This is a genomic window from Pseudomonas sp. Z4-20, assembly GCF_051131955.1.
Lineage (GTDB): Bacteria > Pseudomonadota > Gammaproteobacteria > Pseudomonadales > Pseudomonadaceae > Aquipseudomonas > Aquipseudomonas marvdashtae.
On the sequence record NZ_CP071641.1, the window covers coordinates 1,248,256 to 1,264,971 of the forward strand.

Genomic DNA, 16,716 nt, shown 5'->3' on the forward strand with positions numbered 1-16,716 from the left:
CCGCTTGCAACTGACCTTATAAAAGAAGCGCCGGGGCATGCCGGCGACGAAGGCCGCAGTTTGAACCCCGGCGCCCGAGCCTGACAACCCTCGGCGTTGTTAACTTTTTGACGTTGAGGCGTCTGCATTAAAGCGTTCGCAGTGACAGGCGCCTCCAATCACAGGATAATGCGGCTCTTTTTTCGGCGGCTCGCTCGTATGGGCTGGCTCGATACGTGTCTTGTTTGGCCGCCTTAGCCTGACAATCCTGGAGTGTCTGGTTTGATCGTCTTCCGTTATTTATCCCGCGAAGTCCTGTTGACCCTGAGCGCTGTAAGCGCGGTGCTGCTGGTCATCATCATGAGCGGGCGTTTCATCAAGTACCTTGCCCAGGCGGCCTCCGGCGCCCTGGACCCAGGCTCGCTGTTCCTGATCATGGGGTTCCGCTTGCCGGGCTTTCTGCAATTGATCCTGCCGCTGGGGTTGTTCCTCGGTATCCTGCTGGCTTACGGTCGCCTGTACCTGGACAGTGAAATGACCGTGCTGTCAGCCACCGGCATGAGCCAGCAGCGTCTGTTTCGCATCACCCTGTTCCCGGCAACCCTGGTGGCGCTGGTGGTGGCCTGGTTGAGCCTGAGCCTGTCGCCCCAGGGCGCCAATCAGTTCCAGTTGCTGATCAATCAGCAGGACGCCATGACGGAATTCGACACCCTGGTGCCGGGGCGCTTCCAGGCCCTGCGCGACGGGACGCGTGTCACCTATACCGAACAGCTCTCGGACGACCGGGTCAACCTGGGCGGGGTCTTCATTACGCAAAAGAACCTGTCATCGGATACCAAGAAGGATCGCGGCATCTCCGTGCTGGTAGCAGAGAAGGGACGCCAGGAAATCAACCCAGACGGTAACCGCTACCTGATCCTCGAAAATGGCTACCGCTATGACGGCAAGCCGGGGCAGGCCGATTACCGCGCTATCAAGTACGACACCTATGGGGTGCTGCTGCCCAAGCCCGAGGTCAGCGACGAAGTCACCGACCGCGATGCGATGCCTACGGCCAGCCTGCTGGGCAACGATGACATTCGGGCCCGCACCGAGCTGCAGTGGCGCCTGTCGTTGCCATTGTTGGTGTTCATCGTGACGCTCATGGCGGTCCCGCTGTCGCGGGTCAATCCGCGCCAGGGCCGTTTCCTCAAGCTGTTGCCGGCGATTCTTTTGTATATGGCTTACCTGACCATCCTGATTTCCGCCCGCAGCGCCCTGGAAAAAGGCAAGATCCCGCCGGCCCTGGGCCTGTGGTGGGTGCATTCGATCTTCCTCGTCATTGGCCTGGGGTTGCTGTACTGGGAGCCACTGCGCCTGAAACTGGCCAGTCGTCGCAGCGCGCTGGAGGTGGCCCGTGGTTAAACTCGACCGCTACATCGGCAGCAGCGTATTCATGGCGATCCTTGCTGTCCTGGGGATCATTCTTGGCCTGGCGACCTTGTTCGCGTTCATCGATGAAATGGGCGACGTCAGCGATACCTATACGCTGCTGGACGTGGCGAGCTACGTCCTGCTGACGGCGCCGCGACGGCTTTACGACATGTTGCCGATGGCCGCGTTGATCGGCTGCTTGATCGGCCTGGGCAGCTTGGCGAGCAACAGCGAACTGACCATCATGCGCGCCGCTGGCGTGTCCATCGGTCGGATCGTCTGGGCGGTAATGAAGCCGATGCTGGTGCTGATGCTGGTAGGTGTGCTGATCGGTGAGTACGTCGCCCCGGCGACTGAAAACACTGCGCAGGCCAATCGCTCCCTGGCCCAGGGCGGTGGTGATGCGCAAAGCGCCAAGCATGGCCTCTGGCACCGCCAGGGCGCCGAATTCATTCATATCAACTCGGTCCAGCCCAACGGAACGCTGTATGGCGTGACGCGATATCGCTTCGATGACGAGCGTCACATGCTGTCGTCGAGCTTCGCCAAACGCGGCAAATTTACCGAGGATCATTGGCAACTGACGGAGGTCACCACCACGCTGTTCCATGACAAGCGCACCGAAGTGGTCACTGCCCCTGAGGCGCGTTGGGACGTGGCCCTGAGCCCGCAATTGCTCAGCACCGTGGTGATGGCGCCGGACTCCTTGTCGATTACCGGACTGTGGGGGTATATCCACTATCTGGCGGACCAGGGCCTGAACAATGGTCGCTACTGGCTGGCTTTTTGGGTCAAGGTGTTGCAGCCGCTGGTGACCGCTGCCCTGGTACTGATGGCGATTTCCTTCATCTTCGGTCCGCTGCGTTCGGTGACCCTTGGCCAACGGGTATTCACCGGTGTGCTGGTGGGCTTCACCTTCCGCATCGCCCAGGATTTGCTGGGGCCATCGAGCCTGGTGTTCGGTTTCTCGCCGCTGTTCGCGGTGCTGGTGCCGGCCGGTGTCTGCGCGCTGGCCGGCCTCTGGCTGCTGCGCCGGGCCGGTTGACCAGAATTCAATGAGGCAAGCGAGCTTCTGTGGGCAGGGGAGCTTGCTCCCTCGCCACAAGAGCTCATCGACAGGCGAGCGTGACGCTTGCTCGATGGATCAGGTACAATTCCCGGCTATTTTTCCGCGGGCCATGCCTGCAGCCTTTTTGAGTGTTGATCCGTGAGTGATTTGAGTCATATCCGCAATTTCTCCATCATCGCCCACATTGACCATGGCAAGTCGACGCTGGCTGATCGGTTCATCCAGATGTGCGGCGGCCTGGCCGAGCGTGAAATGGAAGCCCAGGTCCTGGATTCCATGGACCTGGAGCGTGAGCGCGGGATCACCATCAAGGCCCACAGCGTTACCCTCTATTACAAGGCCAAAGACGGCATCACCTACCAGCTCAACTTCATCGACACCCCGGGCCACGTCGACTTCACCTATGAAGTCAGCCGGTCGCTGGCGGCCTGTGAAGGTGCATTGCTCGTGGTCGATGCCGGCCAGGGCGTCGAGGCCCAATCGGTTGCCAACTGCTACACGGCCATCGAGCAGGGTCTTGAGGTCATGCCGGTGCTTAACAAAATCGACCTGCCCCAGGCCGATCCGGACCGGGTAAAGGAAGAAATCGAAAAAATCATCGGCATCGATGCCACCGACGCGGTCACGTGCAGCGCCAAGACCGGCCTGGGCGTGGATGAAGTGCTCGAGCGCCTGGTCGCCACCATTCCCGCGCCGACTGGCAACATCGAAGATCCGCTGCAAGCGTTGATCATCGACTCCTGGTTCGACAACTACCTGGGCGTGGTTTCCCTGGTTCGCGTGCGCCATGGCCGCGTGAAGAAGGGCGACAAGATCCTGGTCAAGTCCACTGGCAAGATCCACCTGGTGGACAGCGTCGGTGTCTTCAACCCGAAACACTCCGCCACCGTCGACCTGAAGGCCGGTGAAGTGGGCTTCATCATTGCCGGCATCAAGGACATCCATGGGGCGCCGGTCGGCGACACCCTGACCTTGAGCTCCACTCCCGACGTCGATGTGCTGCCAGGTTTCAAGCGCATCCAGCCGCAGGTCTATGCCGGCCTGTTTCCGGTCAGTTCCGACGACTTCGAGGATTTCCGCGAAGCCCTGCAAAAGCTGACCTTGAACGACTCGTCCCTGCAGTACACCCCGGAAAGCTCCGACGCCCTGGGCTTCGGTTTCCGTTGCGGGTTCCTGGGCATGCTGCACATGGAAATCATCCAGGAGCGCCTGGAGCGCGAGTATGACCTGGACCTGATCACTACGGCGCCGACGGTGATCTTTGAGCTGCTGCTCAAGAGCGGCGAGACGATCTACGTCGATAACCCGTCCAAGCTACCGGACCTGTCGGCCATCGAGGATATGCGCGAGCCGATCGTGCGCGCCAACATCCTTGTGCCTCAGGAGCATCTGGGCAACGTCATTACCCTGTGCATTGAAAAGCGTGGCGTGCAGCACGACATGCTGTTCCTCGGTACGCAGGTCCAGGTGACCTACGACCTTCCGATGAACGAAGTGGTGCTGGACTTCTTCGATCGCCTGAAATCCACCAGCCGCGGCTATGCTTCGCTGGACTATCATTTCGATCGCTACCAATCGGCTAATCTGGTGAAGCTGGATGTGCTGATCAACGGCGAGAAAGTCGATGCCCTGGCATTGATCGTGCACCGTGACAACGCGCACTACAAAGGTCGCGCATTGACCGAGAAGATGAAGGAACTGATTCCGCGGCAGATGTTCGACGTGGCAATCCAGGCCGCCATTGGCGGGCAGATTGTGGCGCGCACAACCGTCAAGGCGCTCAGAAAGAACGTATTGGCCAAATGCTACGGCGGTGACGTTAGCCGTAAGCGCAAGCTGTTGGAAAAGCAGAAGGCCGGTAAAAAACGCATGAAGCAGGTCGGCAACGTGGAAATTCCACAGGAAGCCTTCCTTGCGGTGCTCAGGTTGGATAGTTAGGTCCTATGTCGCTAAATTTCCCGCTGTTGCTGGTTATCGCCGTGTTCGTCTGCGGCTTGTTGGCGTTGCTTGATCTGTTGTTCCTGGCGCCTCGGCGCCGGGCCGCGATTGCCTCTTATCAGGGCAGCGTCAGCCAGCCTGATGGCGTGGTCATCGAAAAGCTCAACAAGGAACCGCTGCTGGTCGAATACGGCAAGTCGTTCTTCCCTGTGCTGTTTATTGTGCTCGTGCTGCGCTCGTTCCTGGTGGAACCGTTCCAGATTCCGTCCGGTTCGATGAAGCCGACCCTGGACGTTGGCGATTTCATCCTGGTGAACAAGTTCTCCTACGGAATTCGGCTGCCAGTGATTGACAAGAAAGTCATCGAGATCGGCGACCCGCAACGCGGCGATGTCATGGTGTTTCGCTTCCCGAGCGACCCTAACGTCAACTACATCAAGCGCGTGGTCGGCCTGCCGGGCGACAAGATCCGCTACACCGCCGACAAGCGCCTGTTTGTCAACGGCGAGCTGGTGGCCGAGCAGTTGATCGGTTCCGAACCGGGCACCCTGGGCAGCGCCGAGCTGTACAAGGAAAAACTCGGCGAAGCCGAACACCTGATCCGCAAGGAAATGAGCCGCTACCGCGCCACGCCGGACCATTCGTGGACCGTGCCGGCAGGGCACTATTTCATGATGGGCGACAACCGCGACAACTCCAACGACAGCCGGTATTGGGATGATCCGAACATTCCCAAGGACATGCTGGGCATGGTCCCCGACCGCAATATCGTCGGCAAGGCCTTTGCGGTCTGGATGAGCTGGCCGGAACCCAAACTCAGTCACCTGCCGAATTTCTCGCGGGTTGGCCTGATCAAGTAATCACACACGGCGCTGTTGAACACAGCGCCGAATGCATTTCTGGAGCCTGAACAAGGTTCCCGAAGGCATGAAGCCAACGATAGTCAGGACGTCATTTTTGAACACAGCGTTAATTGTCCCAAGCCAACGGCGCCTCGCCGCCGTGGCGGTGGAATCCAGCCACGAACTCAGCGTGGGTAAACCGTGAGCGTTTCTCTAAGTCGTCTCGAGCGCCAGCTCGGCTACACTTTCAAGGATCAGGAACTGATGCTCCTGGCCCTCACTCACCGCAGTTTTGCCGGGCGCAACAATGAACGCCTGGAATTCCTTGGCGATGCCATTCTCAATTTCGTGGCCGGCGAGGCGTTGTTCGAACGCTTTCCCCTGGCTCGCGAAGGCCAGTTGTCGCGTTTGCGCGCACGATTGGTGAAAGGTGAGACCCTGGCGGTACTCGCCCGCGGTTTCGACCTGGGCGAATACTTGCGCTTGGGCTCGGGTGAATTGAAAAGTGGCGGTTTCCGTCGCGAGTCGATCCTGGCGGACGCCCTGGAAGCATTGATCGGGGCGATTTACCTGGACGCGGGCATGGAAATGGCGCGTGAGCGTGTGCTGGCCTGGCTGACTTCCGAGATCGACAGCTTGACGCTGGTGGACACCAACAAGGATCCGAAGACCCGCTTGCAGGAATTCCTGCAATCGCGCAGCTGCGATCTGCCGCGCTACGAAGTGGTGGATATCCAAGGTGAGCCGCATTGCCGAACCTTCTTCGTCGAATGCGAAGTGGTCTTATTGAATGAAAAAAGCCGAGGCCAGGGTGTGAGTCGTCGTATTGCCGAACAGGTAGCGGCTGCCGCAGCACTGATCGCCTTGGGCGTGGAGAATGGCAATGACTGATACAACCGTCACCCGCTGCGGCTATGTTGCCATTGTCGGACGGCCGAACGTGGGCAAGTCCACGTTGCTGAACCACATCCTCGGCCAGAAGCTGGCGATCACCTCGCGCAAGCCCCAGACCACCCGCCATAATATGCTCGGCATCAAGACCGAAGGCGCCGTCCAGGCGATCTATGTCGACACCCCGGGCATGCACAAGGGCGGCGAAAAGGCCCTGAACCGCTACATGAACAAGACCGCCTCGGCGGCGTTGAAAGACGTCGACGTGGTGATCTTCGTGGTCGACCGGACCAAGTGGACCGACGAAGACCAGATGGTCCTCGAACGCGTCCAGTACGTGACCGGCCCCTTGATCGTGGCGCTGAACAAGACCGATCGCATCGAAGACAAGGCCGAGCTGATGCCGCACCTGAGCTGGTTGCAGGAGCAGTTGCCCAATGCCCAGATCATCCCGATCTCTGCCCAGCACGGCCATAACCTCGACGCGCTGGAACGGGTGATTGCCGACCACCTGCCGGAAAATGATCATTTCTTCCCCGAAGACCAGATCACCGACCGCAGCAGCCGTTTCCTCGCCGCCGAGCTGGTGCGCGAGAAAATCATGCGCCAGATGGGTGCCGAGCTGCCGTACCAGATCACGGTCGAGATCGAAGAGTTCAAGCAGCAAGGGAAGACCCTGCATATTCATGCGTTGATTCTCGTTGAGCGTGACGGCCAGAAGAAAATCATCATTGGCGACAAGGGCGAGCGTATCAAGCGCATCGGCACCGAGGCGCGCAAGGACATGGAGCTGCTGTTCGACTCCAAGATCATGCTCAACCTGTGGGTCAAGGTGAAGGGCGGCTGGTCCGACGACGAGCGTGCATTGCGCTCATTGGGTTACGGCGACCTGTAATCTGATTGGCTGGGGGCGGGCTCTTGTGGCGAGGGAGCACGCTCCCTCGCCACAAGATCTGTTCATCCATTGATATCTTATTGATATTCAGGCCCCCGATGTCCCCCAACCAACCCCTCGCGCAATCCGCCTACGTCCTGCACTCGCGCGCCTACCGCGAAAGCAGCGCCCTGGTGGACTTCCTCACGCCCCAAGGGCGGTTGCGGGCGGTGTTGCGTGGGGCGCGGGGCAAGGCCGGGACGCTGGCGCGGCCGTTCGTGCCGCTGGAAGTCGAATTCCGCGGGCGGGGCGAGTTGAAAAACGTCGGGCGCATGGAAAGTAATGGCGTGGCGGCCTGGCTCAACGGCGAGGCGCTGTTCAGTGGCTTGTACCTTAATGAGTTGCTGATTCGCCTGCTGCCGGCCGAAGATCCTCATCCCGCCGTTTTCGACCACTACGCCGCCACGCTGCAAGCCTTGGCCGAGGGGCGCCCGCTGGAACCGCTGCTGCGTTCATTCGAGTGGCGCCTGCTGGACGACCTGGGCTACGGTTTTGCCCTGGACACCGACCTGCACGGTCAACCCATCGCTGCGGACGGTCTGTACCGCTTGCAAGTGGATGCGGGCCTGGAGCAGGTCTATCAATTGCAGCCCGGCCTGTTCAATGGCGTTGAGTTGCTGGCGATGGCCGAGGCCGACTGGACCGCACCGGGCGCCTTGGCGGCGGCCAAGCGTTTGATGCGCCAAGCCTTGGCGGTTCATTTGGGTGGTCGGCCGCTGGTCAGTCGCGAGCTGTTTCGCAAGCCCTGATCTACCCGTATGCTGTGGGCCGAATCTCTGTCCATTCAGGAGCGCTTTCGTGAGCACCAGCAATCGCATTCTTCTCGGCGTGAACATCGACCATGTCGCGACCCTGCGTCAGGCCCGCGGTACGCGTTACCCGGATCCGGTCAAGGCCGCGCTGGACGCGGAAGAAGCGGGGGCCGACGGCATCACCGTGCACTTGCGTGAAGACCGCCGTCACATCCAGGAGCGTGACGTGCTGCTGCTCAAGGACGTGCTGCAGACCCGCATGAACTTTGAAATGGGCGTGACCGAGGAAATGATGGCGTTCGCCGAACGCATCCGTCCGGCGCACATCTGCCTGGTACCGGAGACGCGCCAGGAGCTGACCACCGAGGGCGGCCTGGACGTAGCGGGGCAGGAGTCGCGGATCAGCCTGGCGGTGGAGCGGCTGTCGAAGATCGGTGCCGAAGTTTCGCTGTTCATCGACGCCGACGAGCGGCAGATCGAGGCCGCCAAGCGTGTCGGCGCACCGGCCATCGAGTTGCATACCGGTCGTTATGCCGATGCCGAAACGCCGACGGACGTGGCCGATGAGCTGCAACGGGTCGCCGATGGCGTCACCTTTGGCCTGGCCCAAGGGTTGATCGTCAATGCCGGCCATGGCCTGCACTACCATAATGTTGAAGCCGTCGCGGCCATCAAGGGCATCAACGAGCTGAACATTGGCCACGCGCTGGTAGCGCATGCGATGTTTGTTGGGTTCAAGTCGGCTGTGGCGGAGATGAAAGCGTTGATCCTGGCTGCAGCCAAGTCCTGAGCCCGTCCCATAACCCAATGTGCCTGCTCACTTGAGCTTGCAAATTCTATTGTGGCGAGGGGATTTATCCCCGCTGGGCTGCGTAGCAGCCCTAAAATCTGGCGCCTCGGTGTGTCAGGCAGATTGAGTTGAATGCTTTGGGGACTGCTGCGCAGCCCAGCGGGGATAAATCCCCTCGCCACAGGTTCATCACAACATTGGAAGTTGGTTACAGCTTATAACTGCGGGGATTCCTGGTTCGGCTTGCTCTTGTCGACACCCGGCACGTGCAGATTGCCCTCGGCCACCTGGTTGCCTTCAAGCTGCGGCTGGGTCACCCAGGTCAGGATGTCGTAGTAGCGGCGGATGTTCGCCACGAAGTGCACAGGTTCGCCGCCCCGAGCGTAGCCATAGCGGGTCTTGCTGTACCACTGTTTCTGCGACAGGCGCGGCAGGATCTTTTTCACATCCAGCCACTTGTTCGGATTCAGGCCTTCCTTGGCGGCGAGCTTGCGCGCGTCGTCCAGATGGCCGCTGCCTACGTTATAGGCGGCGAGGGCGAACCAGGTGCGGTCTGGCTCTTCGATGCTCTCGTCCAGTTGCTCCTTCATATAGGCCAGGTACTTGGCGCCGCCCATGATGCTTTGCTTCGGATCCAGGCGATTGGACACGCCCATGGCCTGCGCGGTGTTCTGGGTCAGCATCATCAGGCCGCGCACGCCGGTCTTGGACGTGACCGTCGGTTGCCAGAGCGATTCCTGATAGCCGATCGCCGCCAGCAGCCGCCAATCGACCTTTTCTTTCTTGGCGTAGGCCTTGAAGTGCTGTTCGTATTTGGGTAGGCGTTGCTGCAGATGCTGGGCGAACGTGGTGGCGCCCATGTAGCCGAGGACGTCGACGTGGCCGTAGTAGCGATCCTTGAGGCGCTGCAGCGTGCCGTTTTTCTGCACCTTGTCCAAATACGCATTGATCTCGTTGAGCAGGCTGTGGTCTTCGCCCGGGCCCACCGCCCAGCTTTGGCTGCGGGCATCGCCCAGGTCAAACGCCACGCGTACGTTGGGGAAGTACACCTGGTTCATTGCCACTTCGTTGGAATCCACCAGGGTCAGGTCGATCTGGCCTTCATCGACCATGCGCAGCAGGTCGACGACCTCAACCGCGTCGGACTCTTCGTATTCGATGCCCGGGTATTGCTGTTTCAACTGCGCCAGTTGTTCGGCGTGGGAGCTGCCCTTGAGCACCATGATCTTCTTGCCGGCCAGGGCTGCCGCGTCGGTAGGGCGCGACTGGCCGTTGCGGTAGATGATCTGGGGGGTGACTTCCAGGTAAGGATGGGAAAACCGTACCTGTTTCTTGCGCTGTTCGCTGCTGACCAGGCCTGCGGCGGCCAGCACCGGGCCGTTGGGCTTGCCGACCTGGCCGAAGAGGTCGTCGAGATTGTCGGCGGTCTCGATTTTCAGTTCGACGCCCAAATCCTCGGCGAAGCGCTTCACCAGCTCGTATTCGAAGCCGGTTTCACCGTTGCGATCCTGAAAGTAGGTGGCGGGGCTGTTACGAGTGACGACCCGCAGCACGCCATCCTCCTTTACGCGCTCCAGTGTGTTGGGTTTCTCAACACAACCACTGAGCACCAGGAAGAGTCCGGTTGCGATCAGCCATCTGGCGTACCGCGGACGCAAAGCCGTTGGGGAAAACATCTGCGCAGTATACGCAAACGGCCTCGACCGCCATATATCGACAGTGAAAGGCCAGTCTGCTAGAGGTTGCAAAACGTGTCCGCAACACAGGCGGGCCGGCGCGCGGCGGGTTTTATGTCGGTAAAAAATAACTCCATGGCGTTCTCGCAACAGCGGCGCGACCAAGCCGTCTGCGCCACGACCGACGTTCGGCTGGCATTGTCCCTACCGTTTCGGATGCCGTCGCCACCGGTTTAGGCTAGAATGCACGGCCTCAAAGCACACCCCTTCCCGAGGCTGTCCCGAAGATGTTGATCCTGCGCGGCGCTCCTGCCCTTTCTGCCTTTCGCCACAGCAAACTTCTTGAGCAACTGAGCCAGAAAGTACCGGCTGTCAGTGGCTTGTATGCTGAATTCGCTCACTTCGCCGAAGTCACCGGCGGTTTGACCGGCGACGAACAGCAGGTGCTCGCGCGCCTTCTGAAGTACGGTCCCAGTGTTCCCGTCCAGGAGCCGACCGGTCGGCTGTTCCTGGTGTTGCCACGTTTCGGCACCATTTCGCCGTGGTCGAGCAAGGCCAGCGACATCGCCCGCAACTGCGGCCTGGCGAAGATCCAGCGCCTGGAGCGCGGCATTGCCTTTTATGTCGCCGGTCAGTTCAGCGAGGCCGAGGCCCAACTGATCGCCGACGGCTTGCATGACCGCATGACCCAAGTCGTACTGGGCAACCTTGAGCAGGCCGCCGGCCTGTTCAGCCACGCCGAGCCCAAGCCGCTGACCGCCATCGACGTACTGGGCGGCGGCCGTGCCGCGCTGGAAAAAGCCAACGCCGAGCTGGGCCTGGCCCTGGCCGAAGATGAGATCGATTACCTGGTCGACGCCTTCCAGGGCTTGAAGCGCAACCCGCACGACATCGAACTGATGATGTTCGCCCAGGCCAACTCCGAGCACTGCCGTCACAAGATCTTCAACGCCAGTTGGGACATTGACGGCCAGAGCCAGGAAAAAAGCCTGTTCGGCATGATCAAGAACACCTACCAGATGCATAACGAAGGTGTGCTGTCGGCCTACAAGGACAACGCCGCGGTCATCGTCGGCAATGTGGCTGGCCGTTTCTACCCGAACCCCGAGACCCGCCAGTACGGTGCGGTCCAGGAGCCGGTGCACATCCTGATGAAGGTCGAGACCCACAACCACCCGACCGCCATTGCCCCGTTCCCGGGCGCGTCCACCGGTTCCGGTGGTGAGATCCGCGACGAAGGCGCCACCGGACGCGGTGCCAAGCCCAAGGCCGGCCTGACCGGCTTCACCGTGTCGAACCTGCGGATTCCGGGCTTTGAACAACCGTGGGAAAAGCCCTACGGCAAGCCTGAGCGCATCGTCACCGCCCTCGACATCATGATCGAAGGTCCGCTGGGCGGCGCGGCGTTCAACAACGAATTCGGCCGTCCGGCCCTGACCGGTTACTTCCGTACCTTCGAACAGTCCATCACCACCCCCCGTGGTGAGGAAGTCCGTGGTTACCACAAGCCGATCATGCTCGCTGGCGGCATGGGCAACATCCGCGCCGAACACGTGCAGAAAGGCGAGATCGTGGTCGGCTCCAAGCTGATCGTTCTCGGCGGCCCGGCCATGTTGATCGGCCTGGGTGGCGGCGCGGCTTCGTCCATGGCCACTGGCACCAGCTCGGCCGACCTGGACTTCGCTTCGGTCCAGCGGGAAAACCCGGAAATGGAACGCCGTTGCCAGGAAGTCATCGACCGCTGCTGGCAGTTGGGCGAGCAGAACCCCATCAGCTTCATCCACGATGTCGGCGCGGGCGGCCTGTCCAACGCGTTCCCGGAACTGGTCAACGACGGTGGCCGCGGCGGCCGCTTCGAACTGCGCAACATTCCGAACGACGAGCCGGGCATGGCCCCGCACGAAATCTGGAGCAACGAATCCCAGGAGCGTTACGTCCTGGCGGTCGGCCCGGCCGACTTCGAGCGCTTCCAGGCGATCTGCGAGCGTGAGCGCTGCCCGTTCGCGGTCGTCGGCGAGGCCACCGCCGAGCCGCAACTGACCGTCACCGACAGCCACTTCGGCAACAGCCCGGTGGACATGCCGCTGGAAGTGCTGTTGGGCAAGGCCCCGCGGATGCACCGTTCGGCCGTTCGCGAAGCCGAGCAGGGCGACGATTTCGATCCATCGATCCTCGACATCGCCGACTCCATCGAGCGTGTGCTGCATCACCCGGCCGTGGCGAGCAAGAGCTTCCTGATCACCATCGGCGACCGTACCATCACCGGCCTTGTGGCCCGCGACCAGATGGTCGGCCCATGGCAAGTGCCGGTGGCTGACGTGGCCGTGACCGCCACCAGCTTCGACGTCTACACCGGCGAAGCCATGGCCATGGGCGAGCGCACGCCGCTGGCGCTGCTGGACGCCCCGGCGTCGGGCCGCATGGCGATCGGCGAGACCCTGACCAACATCGCGGCCTCGCGCATCGGCAAGATGTCCGACATCAAGCTGTCGGCCAACTGGATGTCCGCCGCCGGTCATCCGGGCGAAGACGCCCGCCTGTACGACACCGTCAAGGCGGTCGGCATGGAGCTGTGCCCGGAACTGGGCATCACCATTCCGGTGGGCAAGGACTCCATGTCCATGGCCACGCGCTGGAACGACGAAGGCGTGGACAAGAGCGTGACCTCGCCGCTGTCGTTGATCGTGACCGGTTTCGCCCCAGTCACCGACATCCGCCAGACCCTGACCCCGCAACTGCGCATGGACAAGGGCACCACCGACCTGATCCTGATCGACCTGGGCCGTGGCCAGAACCGCATGGGCGCCTCGATCCTGGCCCAGGTGCATGGCAAGCTCGGCTCGCAAGCGCCGGACGTCGACGATGCCGAAGACCTGAAAGCCTTTTTCGCGGTGATCCAGGGCCTCAACGCCGACGGTCACCTGCTGGCCTACCACGACCGTTCCGATGGCGGCTTGCTGACCACCGTGGTGGAAATGGCCTTCGCCGGTCATTGCGGCTTGAACCTGACCCTGGACAGCGTCGCCGAATCCGCCGCTGAAATCCCGGCCATCCTGTTCAACGAAGAACTCGGTGCGGTGATTCAGGTTCGCCAGGACGCTACCCCGGACATCCTCGCCCAGTTCAGCGCCGCCGGCCTGGCCGAGTGCGTCTCGGTGATCGGCCAGCCGATCAACAATGCCCACATCAACATCACCTTCAACGGCGACACGGTCTTTGAAGGCCAGCGTCGCGTGTTGCAGCGCCAGTGGGCCGAGACCAGTTACCAGATCCAGCGCCTGCGCGACAACGCCGATTGCGCCGAACAGGAATTCGACGCGCTGCTGGAAGAAGACAACCCGGGCCTGAGCGCCAAGCTCAGCTACGACGTCAACGAAAACGTCGCCGCGCCCTACATCAAGAAAGGCATTCGCCCACAAGTGGCGGTCCTGCGCGAGCAGGGCGTCAACGGTCAGGTGGAGATGGCGGCAGCGTTCGACCGCGCCGGTTTCAACGCGATCGACGTGCACATGAGCGACATCCTCTCCGGCCGTGTCGACCTGAACGACTTCAAGGGCATGGTCGCCTGCGGCGGTTTCTCCTACGGCGACGTGCTCGGGGCCGGTGAAGGCTGGGCCAAGTCGGCGCTGTTCAACAGCCGCGCCCGTGATGCATTCCAGGACTTCTTCGAACGCACCGACAGCTTCACCCTCGGCGTGTGCAACGGTTGCCAGATGATGTCCAACCTGCACGAGCTGATCCCGGGCAGCGAGTTCTGGCCGCACTTCGTGCGTAACCGTTCCGAGCAGTTCGAAGCCCGCGTCGCGATGGTCCAGGTCCAGGAGTCGAACTCGATCTTCCTGCAAGGCATGGCCGGTTCGCGCATGCCGATCGCCATCGCCCACGGCGAAGGCCATGCGGAGTTCGAAAGCGAAGAGGCACTGCTGGAAGCCGATCTGTCGGGTTGTGTGTCGCTGCGTTTTGTCGACAACCATGGCAAGGTCACCGAAACCTACCCGGCCAACCCGAACGGCTCGCCGCGCGGGATCACCGGCCTGACCAGCCGCGACGGCCGCGTCACGATCATGATGCCGCACCCTGAGCGAGTCTTCCGTGCGGTGCAGAACTCGTGGCGTTCGGACGACTGGAACGAAGACGCGCCATGGATGCGCATGTTCCGCAACGCACGCGTCTGGGTGAACTAAGACGGTGTACAAGCTCTGCTTCTTCGTCCCGGCCAGCCATGTCGACGAGGTCAAAAGCGCCGTATTCGCCGCCGGTGGCGGGCGAATCGGCGACTATGACCACTGCGCTTGGCAAGTGCTGGGCCTGGGCCAGTTTCGCCCGTTGGACGGCAGCCAGCCGTTCATCGGTGAGGTGGGGCAGCTCGAACAAGTCGAGGAATGGAAGGTGGAGCTGGTAGTTGCCGACGGGTTGATCCGCACAGTGGTGGAGGCGCTGAAACACAGCCATCCCTACGAGACACCGGCGTATGAAGTGTGGCGGTTGGAGGATTTTTGATCTTCCCCGCTTAAATGAAAAACCCGCTGATTGATTCAGCGGGTTTTTTGTTGTCCGCGATTCTGTGTACACGAACTCCTTGTGGCGAGGGAGCTTGCTCCCGCTCGGTTGCGTAGCAACCGCCAAAGCTTGGGGCCGCTGCGCGACCCAGCGGGAGCAAGCTCCCTCGCCACGGGATTAGTGTGTCAGCCACTGAAGGTTTTAGCCTTGGCCCCATCCCGATTCACGATCATCGTCAACGCCCGCCACACCCCCGGCGCTTTCTCGCCCAGCAGCAAGTGCCACACGCCACCTTCCAGCGAGCTAACCCCCTGACAGCCAAGCGCCTTGAGCTGGCTTTCCGATATCCCCTTGCCATCGGCCAATTGCACGCGCAGACGGCTCGTCGCCACGCAATCAAGTTGCAACACATTCTCTCCACCGCCCAGGGCATTGAGCCACTGTTGCGCCTCGGTCTCGCAGACGTCAGTCGGTAGGGCAGGCTCGATCACGGCGGTTGCGGGCATACTGGCGGCTCGTTCCGAAGATGGCAACGCCTGGCGAATTTCATCGGCGATACTGTCGGCCATCGGCCCCACCACCACCTGCAAGCTGCCGCCGTTGCCAGGGCGAACCACGGCCATGGCGCCGAGGGCCTTGAGCTGGGCGTCGGACGCCTTGTTGCGATCCACCATGTCCAGTCGCAGACGCGTGGTGCAGGCGCCAATCGTGATCATGTTCTCGGCACCGCCCAGCGCCTGGATATAGGCAGCGGCGCGCTGGTTTTCGGCGATGACCGGCTTGTCGCCCGCCGGCACCTCCTCCCGACCTGGGGTCTTGAGGTCGAAGCGGCGGATGCAGAAGTCGAACACCACGTAGTAAATCAGTGCATACGCCAGGCCTACCGGGACAACCAACCAGCCGTTGGTGGATTTACCCCAGCCCAAGACCATGTCAATGAAACCACCCGAGAAGGTAAAGCCCAGGTGAATGTCCAATAGATTGGTCACCGCCATCGACAGCCCGGTGAGCAGCGCGTGGACCAGGTACAACAGTGGCGCGAGGAACATGAAGGCGAATTCGATCGGTTCGGTGACGCCGGTCAGAAACGAGGTCAGTGCCATCGACAGCAAGATCCCGCCCATGACTTTGCGCCGCTGGGGCAGGGCGTTGCGGTACATCGCCAGGCAAGCGGCGGGCAGGCCGAACAGCATCACCGGGAACATGCCGGTCATGAACTGGCCGCCCTTGGGATCGCCAGCGAAATAACGGGTCAGGTCACCGGTGACCACGGCGCCGGTTTGCGGGTCGGTGAAACTGCCAAAGATGAACCAGGCCATGTTATTGAGGATGTGGTGCAGGCCGGTGACGATCAGCAACCGGTTGAACACCCCGAAGACGAACGCGCCGAAGCTGCCGCTGGCCATCAGCAGCTCGCCAAAGCTGTTGATGCCGTGCTGGATCGGCGGCCAGATCAGGCCGAACACCAGACCCAGGCCGACGGCACTGAAACCGGTGACAATCGGTACGAAGCGTCGGCCGCCAAAGAACGCCAGGTATTCCGGCAGCTTGATGTCCTTGAACCGGTTGTACAGCGCGCCGGCCAACAGACCGCTGATGATCCCGGCGAGCATGCCCATGTTGATGGTCGCGTCGAGTACCTTCAGTGTCGCGATCATCACCAGGTAGCCGATGGCCCCGGCCAGCCCGGCCGTGCCGTTGTTGTCCCGGGCGAAGCCCACGGCGATACCAATGGCGAAGATCATCGGCAGATTGGCGAAAATCGCTTCGCCGGCGTCGTGGATGATCGCGATATTCAACAAGTCCGTGTCGCCCAGACGCAGCAGCAGGCCGGCAATCGGCAGGATCGCGATGGGCAACATCAGCGCCCGGCCGAGACGTTGCAACCCTTCAATGAAATGCTGATACATGGCGTCTCTCCTTTTATTGTTC

General features: G+C 61.5%; 12 protein-coding genes. 10 read left to right on the forward strand and 2 right to left on the reverse strand.

Going from position 1 to position 16,716, the window contains the following annotated elements:
• Positions 1–261 precede the first annotated feature (261 nt).
• The 8 genes from lptF (at position 262) to pdxJ (ending at position 8,608) form a co-directional block, all read left to right on the forward strand.
• Positions 262–1,383, forward strand: coding sequence for an LPS export ABC transporter permease LptF (gene lptF, locus J3P82_RS05840; protein WP_434561433.1), 1,122 nt, complete (start codon positions 262–264; stop codon positions 1,381–1,383).
• Complete coding sequence (lptG, locus tag J3P82_RS05845; RefSeq protein WP_434561435.1) at positions 1,376–2,437, forward strand: LPS export ABC transporter permease LptG; 1,062 nt, start codon at positions 1,376–1,378, stop codon at positions 2,435–2,437. Before lptF ends, lptG begins: the two co-directional genes overlap by 8 nt.
• A gap of 162 nt (positions 2,438–2,599) precedes the next feature.
• Positions 2,600–4,399, forward strand: a complete 1,800-nt coding sequence (lepA, locus tag J3P82_RS05850) for a translation elongation factor 4 (RefSeq protein ID WP_186640887.1) — start codon at positions 2,600–2,602, stop codon at positions 4,397–4,399.
• Positions 4,400–4,404: 5 nt separating this feature from the next.
• The gene (gene lepB, locus J3P82_RS05855; RefSeq protein ID WP_186610936.1) at positions 4,405–5,259 is read left to right on the forward strand and encodes a signal peptidase I; all 855 of its coding nucleotides are present in this window, start codon (positions 4,405–4,407) and stop codon (positions 5,257–5,259) included.
• A 183-nt stretch (positions 5,260–5,442) separates the two neighbouring features.
• A complete protein-coding gene (gene rnc, locus J3P82_RS05860) occupies positions 5,443–6,132 on the forward strand; it encodes a ribonuclease III (protein ID WP_186610935.1) in 690 nt (229 codons plus the stop codon).
• Complete coding sequence (gene era / locus J3P82_RS05865; protein WP_186610934.1) at positions 6,125–7,027, forward strand: GTPase Era; 903 nt, start codon at positions 6,125–6,127, stop codon at positions 7,025–7,027. The genes rnc and era overlap by 8 nt, the downstream gene beginning before the upstream one ends.
• A gap of 98 nt (positions 7,028–7,125) precedes the next feature.
• The gene (recO, locus tag J3P82_RS05870; RefSeq protein ID WP_186610933.1) at positions 7,126–7,815 is read left to right on the forward strand and encodes a DNA repair protein RecO; all 690 of its coding nucleotides are present in this window, start codon (positions 7,126–7,128) and stop codon (positions 7,813–7,815) included.
• A 49-nt stretch (positions 7,816–7,864) separates the two neighbouring features.
• On the forward strand, positions 7,865–8,608 hold the full coding sequence (gene pdxJ / locus J3P82_RS05875) for a pyridoxine 5'-phosphate synthase (RefSeq protein ID WP_434561437.1): 744 nt from the start codon (positions 7,865–7,867) through the stop codon (positions 8,606–8,608).
• A gap of 215 nt (positions 8,609–8,823) precedes the next feature.
• On the opposite strand, the gene mltF is transcribed toward pdxJ, so the two are convergent.
• The gene (gene mltF / locus J3P82_RS05880; RefSeq protein WP_434561439.1) at positions 8,824–10,284 is read right to left on the reverse strand and encodes a membrane-bound lytic murein transglycosylase MltF; all 1,461 of its coding nucleotides are present in this window, start codon (positions 10,282–10,284) and stop codon (positions 8,824–8,826) included.
• Positions 10,285–10,571: 287 nt separating this feature from the next.
• Here mltF and purL point away from each other — a divergent pair, with 287 nt between their 5' ends.
• Positions 10,572–14,468 (forward strand): phosphoribosylformylglycinamidine synthase, encoded by a 3,897-nt coding sequence (gene purL / locus J3P82_RS05885; RefSeq protein ID WP_434561441.1) that lies wholly within the window; start codon positions 10,572–10,574, stop codon positions 14,466–14,468.
• A gap of 4 nt (positions 14,469–14,472) precedes the next feature.
• Complete coding sequence (locus J3P82_RS05890) at positions 14,473–14,784, forward strand: NGG1p interacting factor NIF3 (protein WP_434561443.1); 312 nt, start codon at positions 14,473–14,475, stop codon at positions 14,782–14,784.
• Between the two features lie 185 nt (positions 14,785–14,969).
• On the opposite strand, the gene nagE is transcribed toward J3P82_RS05890, so the two are convergent.
• Positions 14,970–16,694, reverse strand: coding sequence for an N-acetylglucosamine-specific PTS transporter subunit IIBC (gene nagE / locus J3P82_RS05895; RefSeq protein ID WP_434561445.1), 1,725 nt, complete (start codon positions 16,692–16,694; stop codon positions 14,970–14,972).
• Between the last annotated feature and the right edge of the window lie 22 nt (positions 16,695–16,716).

Coding starts and splice junctions, on each gene's coding strand:
- lepB (WP_186610936.1), top strand. CDS start 4,405: ATGTCGCTAAATTTCCCGCTGTTGCTGGTTATCGCCGTGTTCGTCTGC.
- era (WP_186610934.1), top strand. CDS start 6,125: ATGACTGATACAACCGTCACCCGCTGCGGCTATGTTGCCATTGTCGGA.
- recO (WP_186610933.1), top strand. CDS start 7,126: ATGTCCCCCAACCAACCCCTCGCGCAATCCGCCTACGTCCTGCACTCG.
- mltF (WP_434561439.1), bottom strand. CDS start 10,284: ATGTTTTCCCCAACGGCTTTGCGTCCGCGGTACGCCAGATGGCTGATC.
- purL (WP_434561441.1), top strand. CDS start 10,572: ATGTTGATCCTGCGCGGCGCTCCTGCCCTTTCTGCCTTTCGCCACAGC.
- nagE (WP_434561445.1), bottom strand. CDS start 16,694: ATGTATCAGCATTTCATTGAAGGGTTGCAACGTCTCGGCCGGGCGCTG.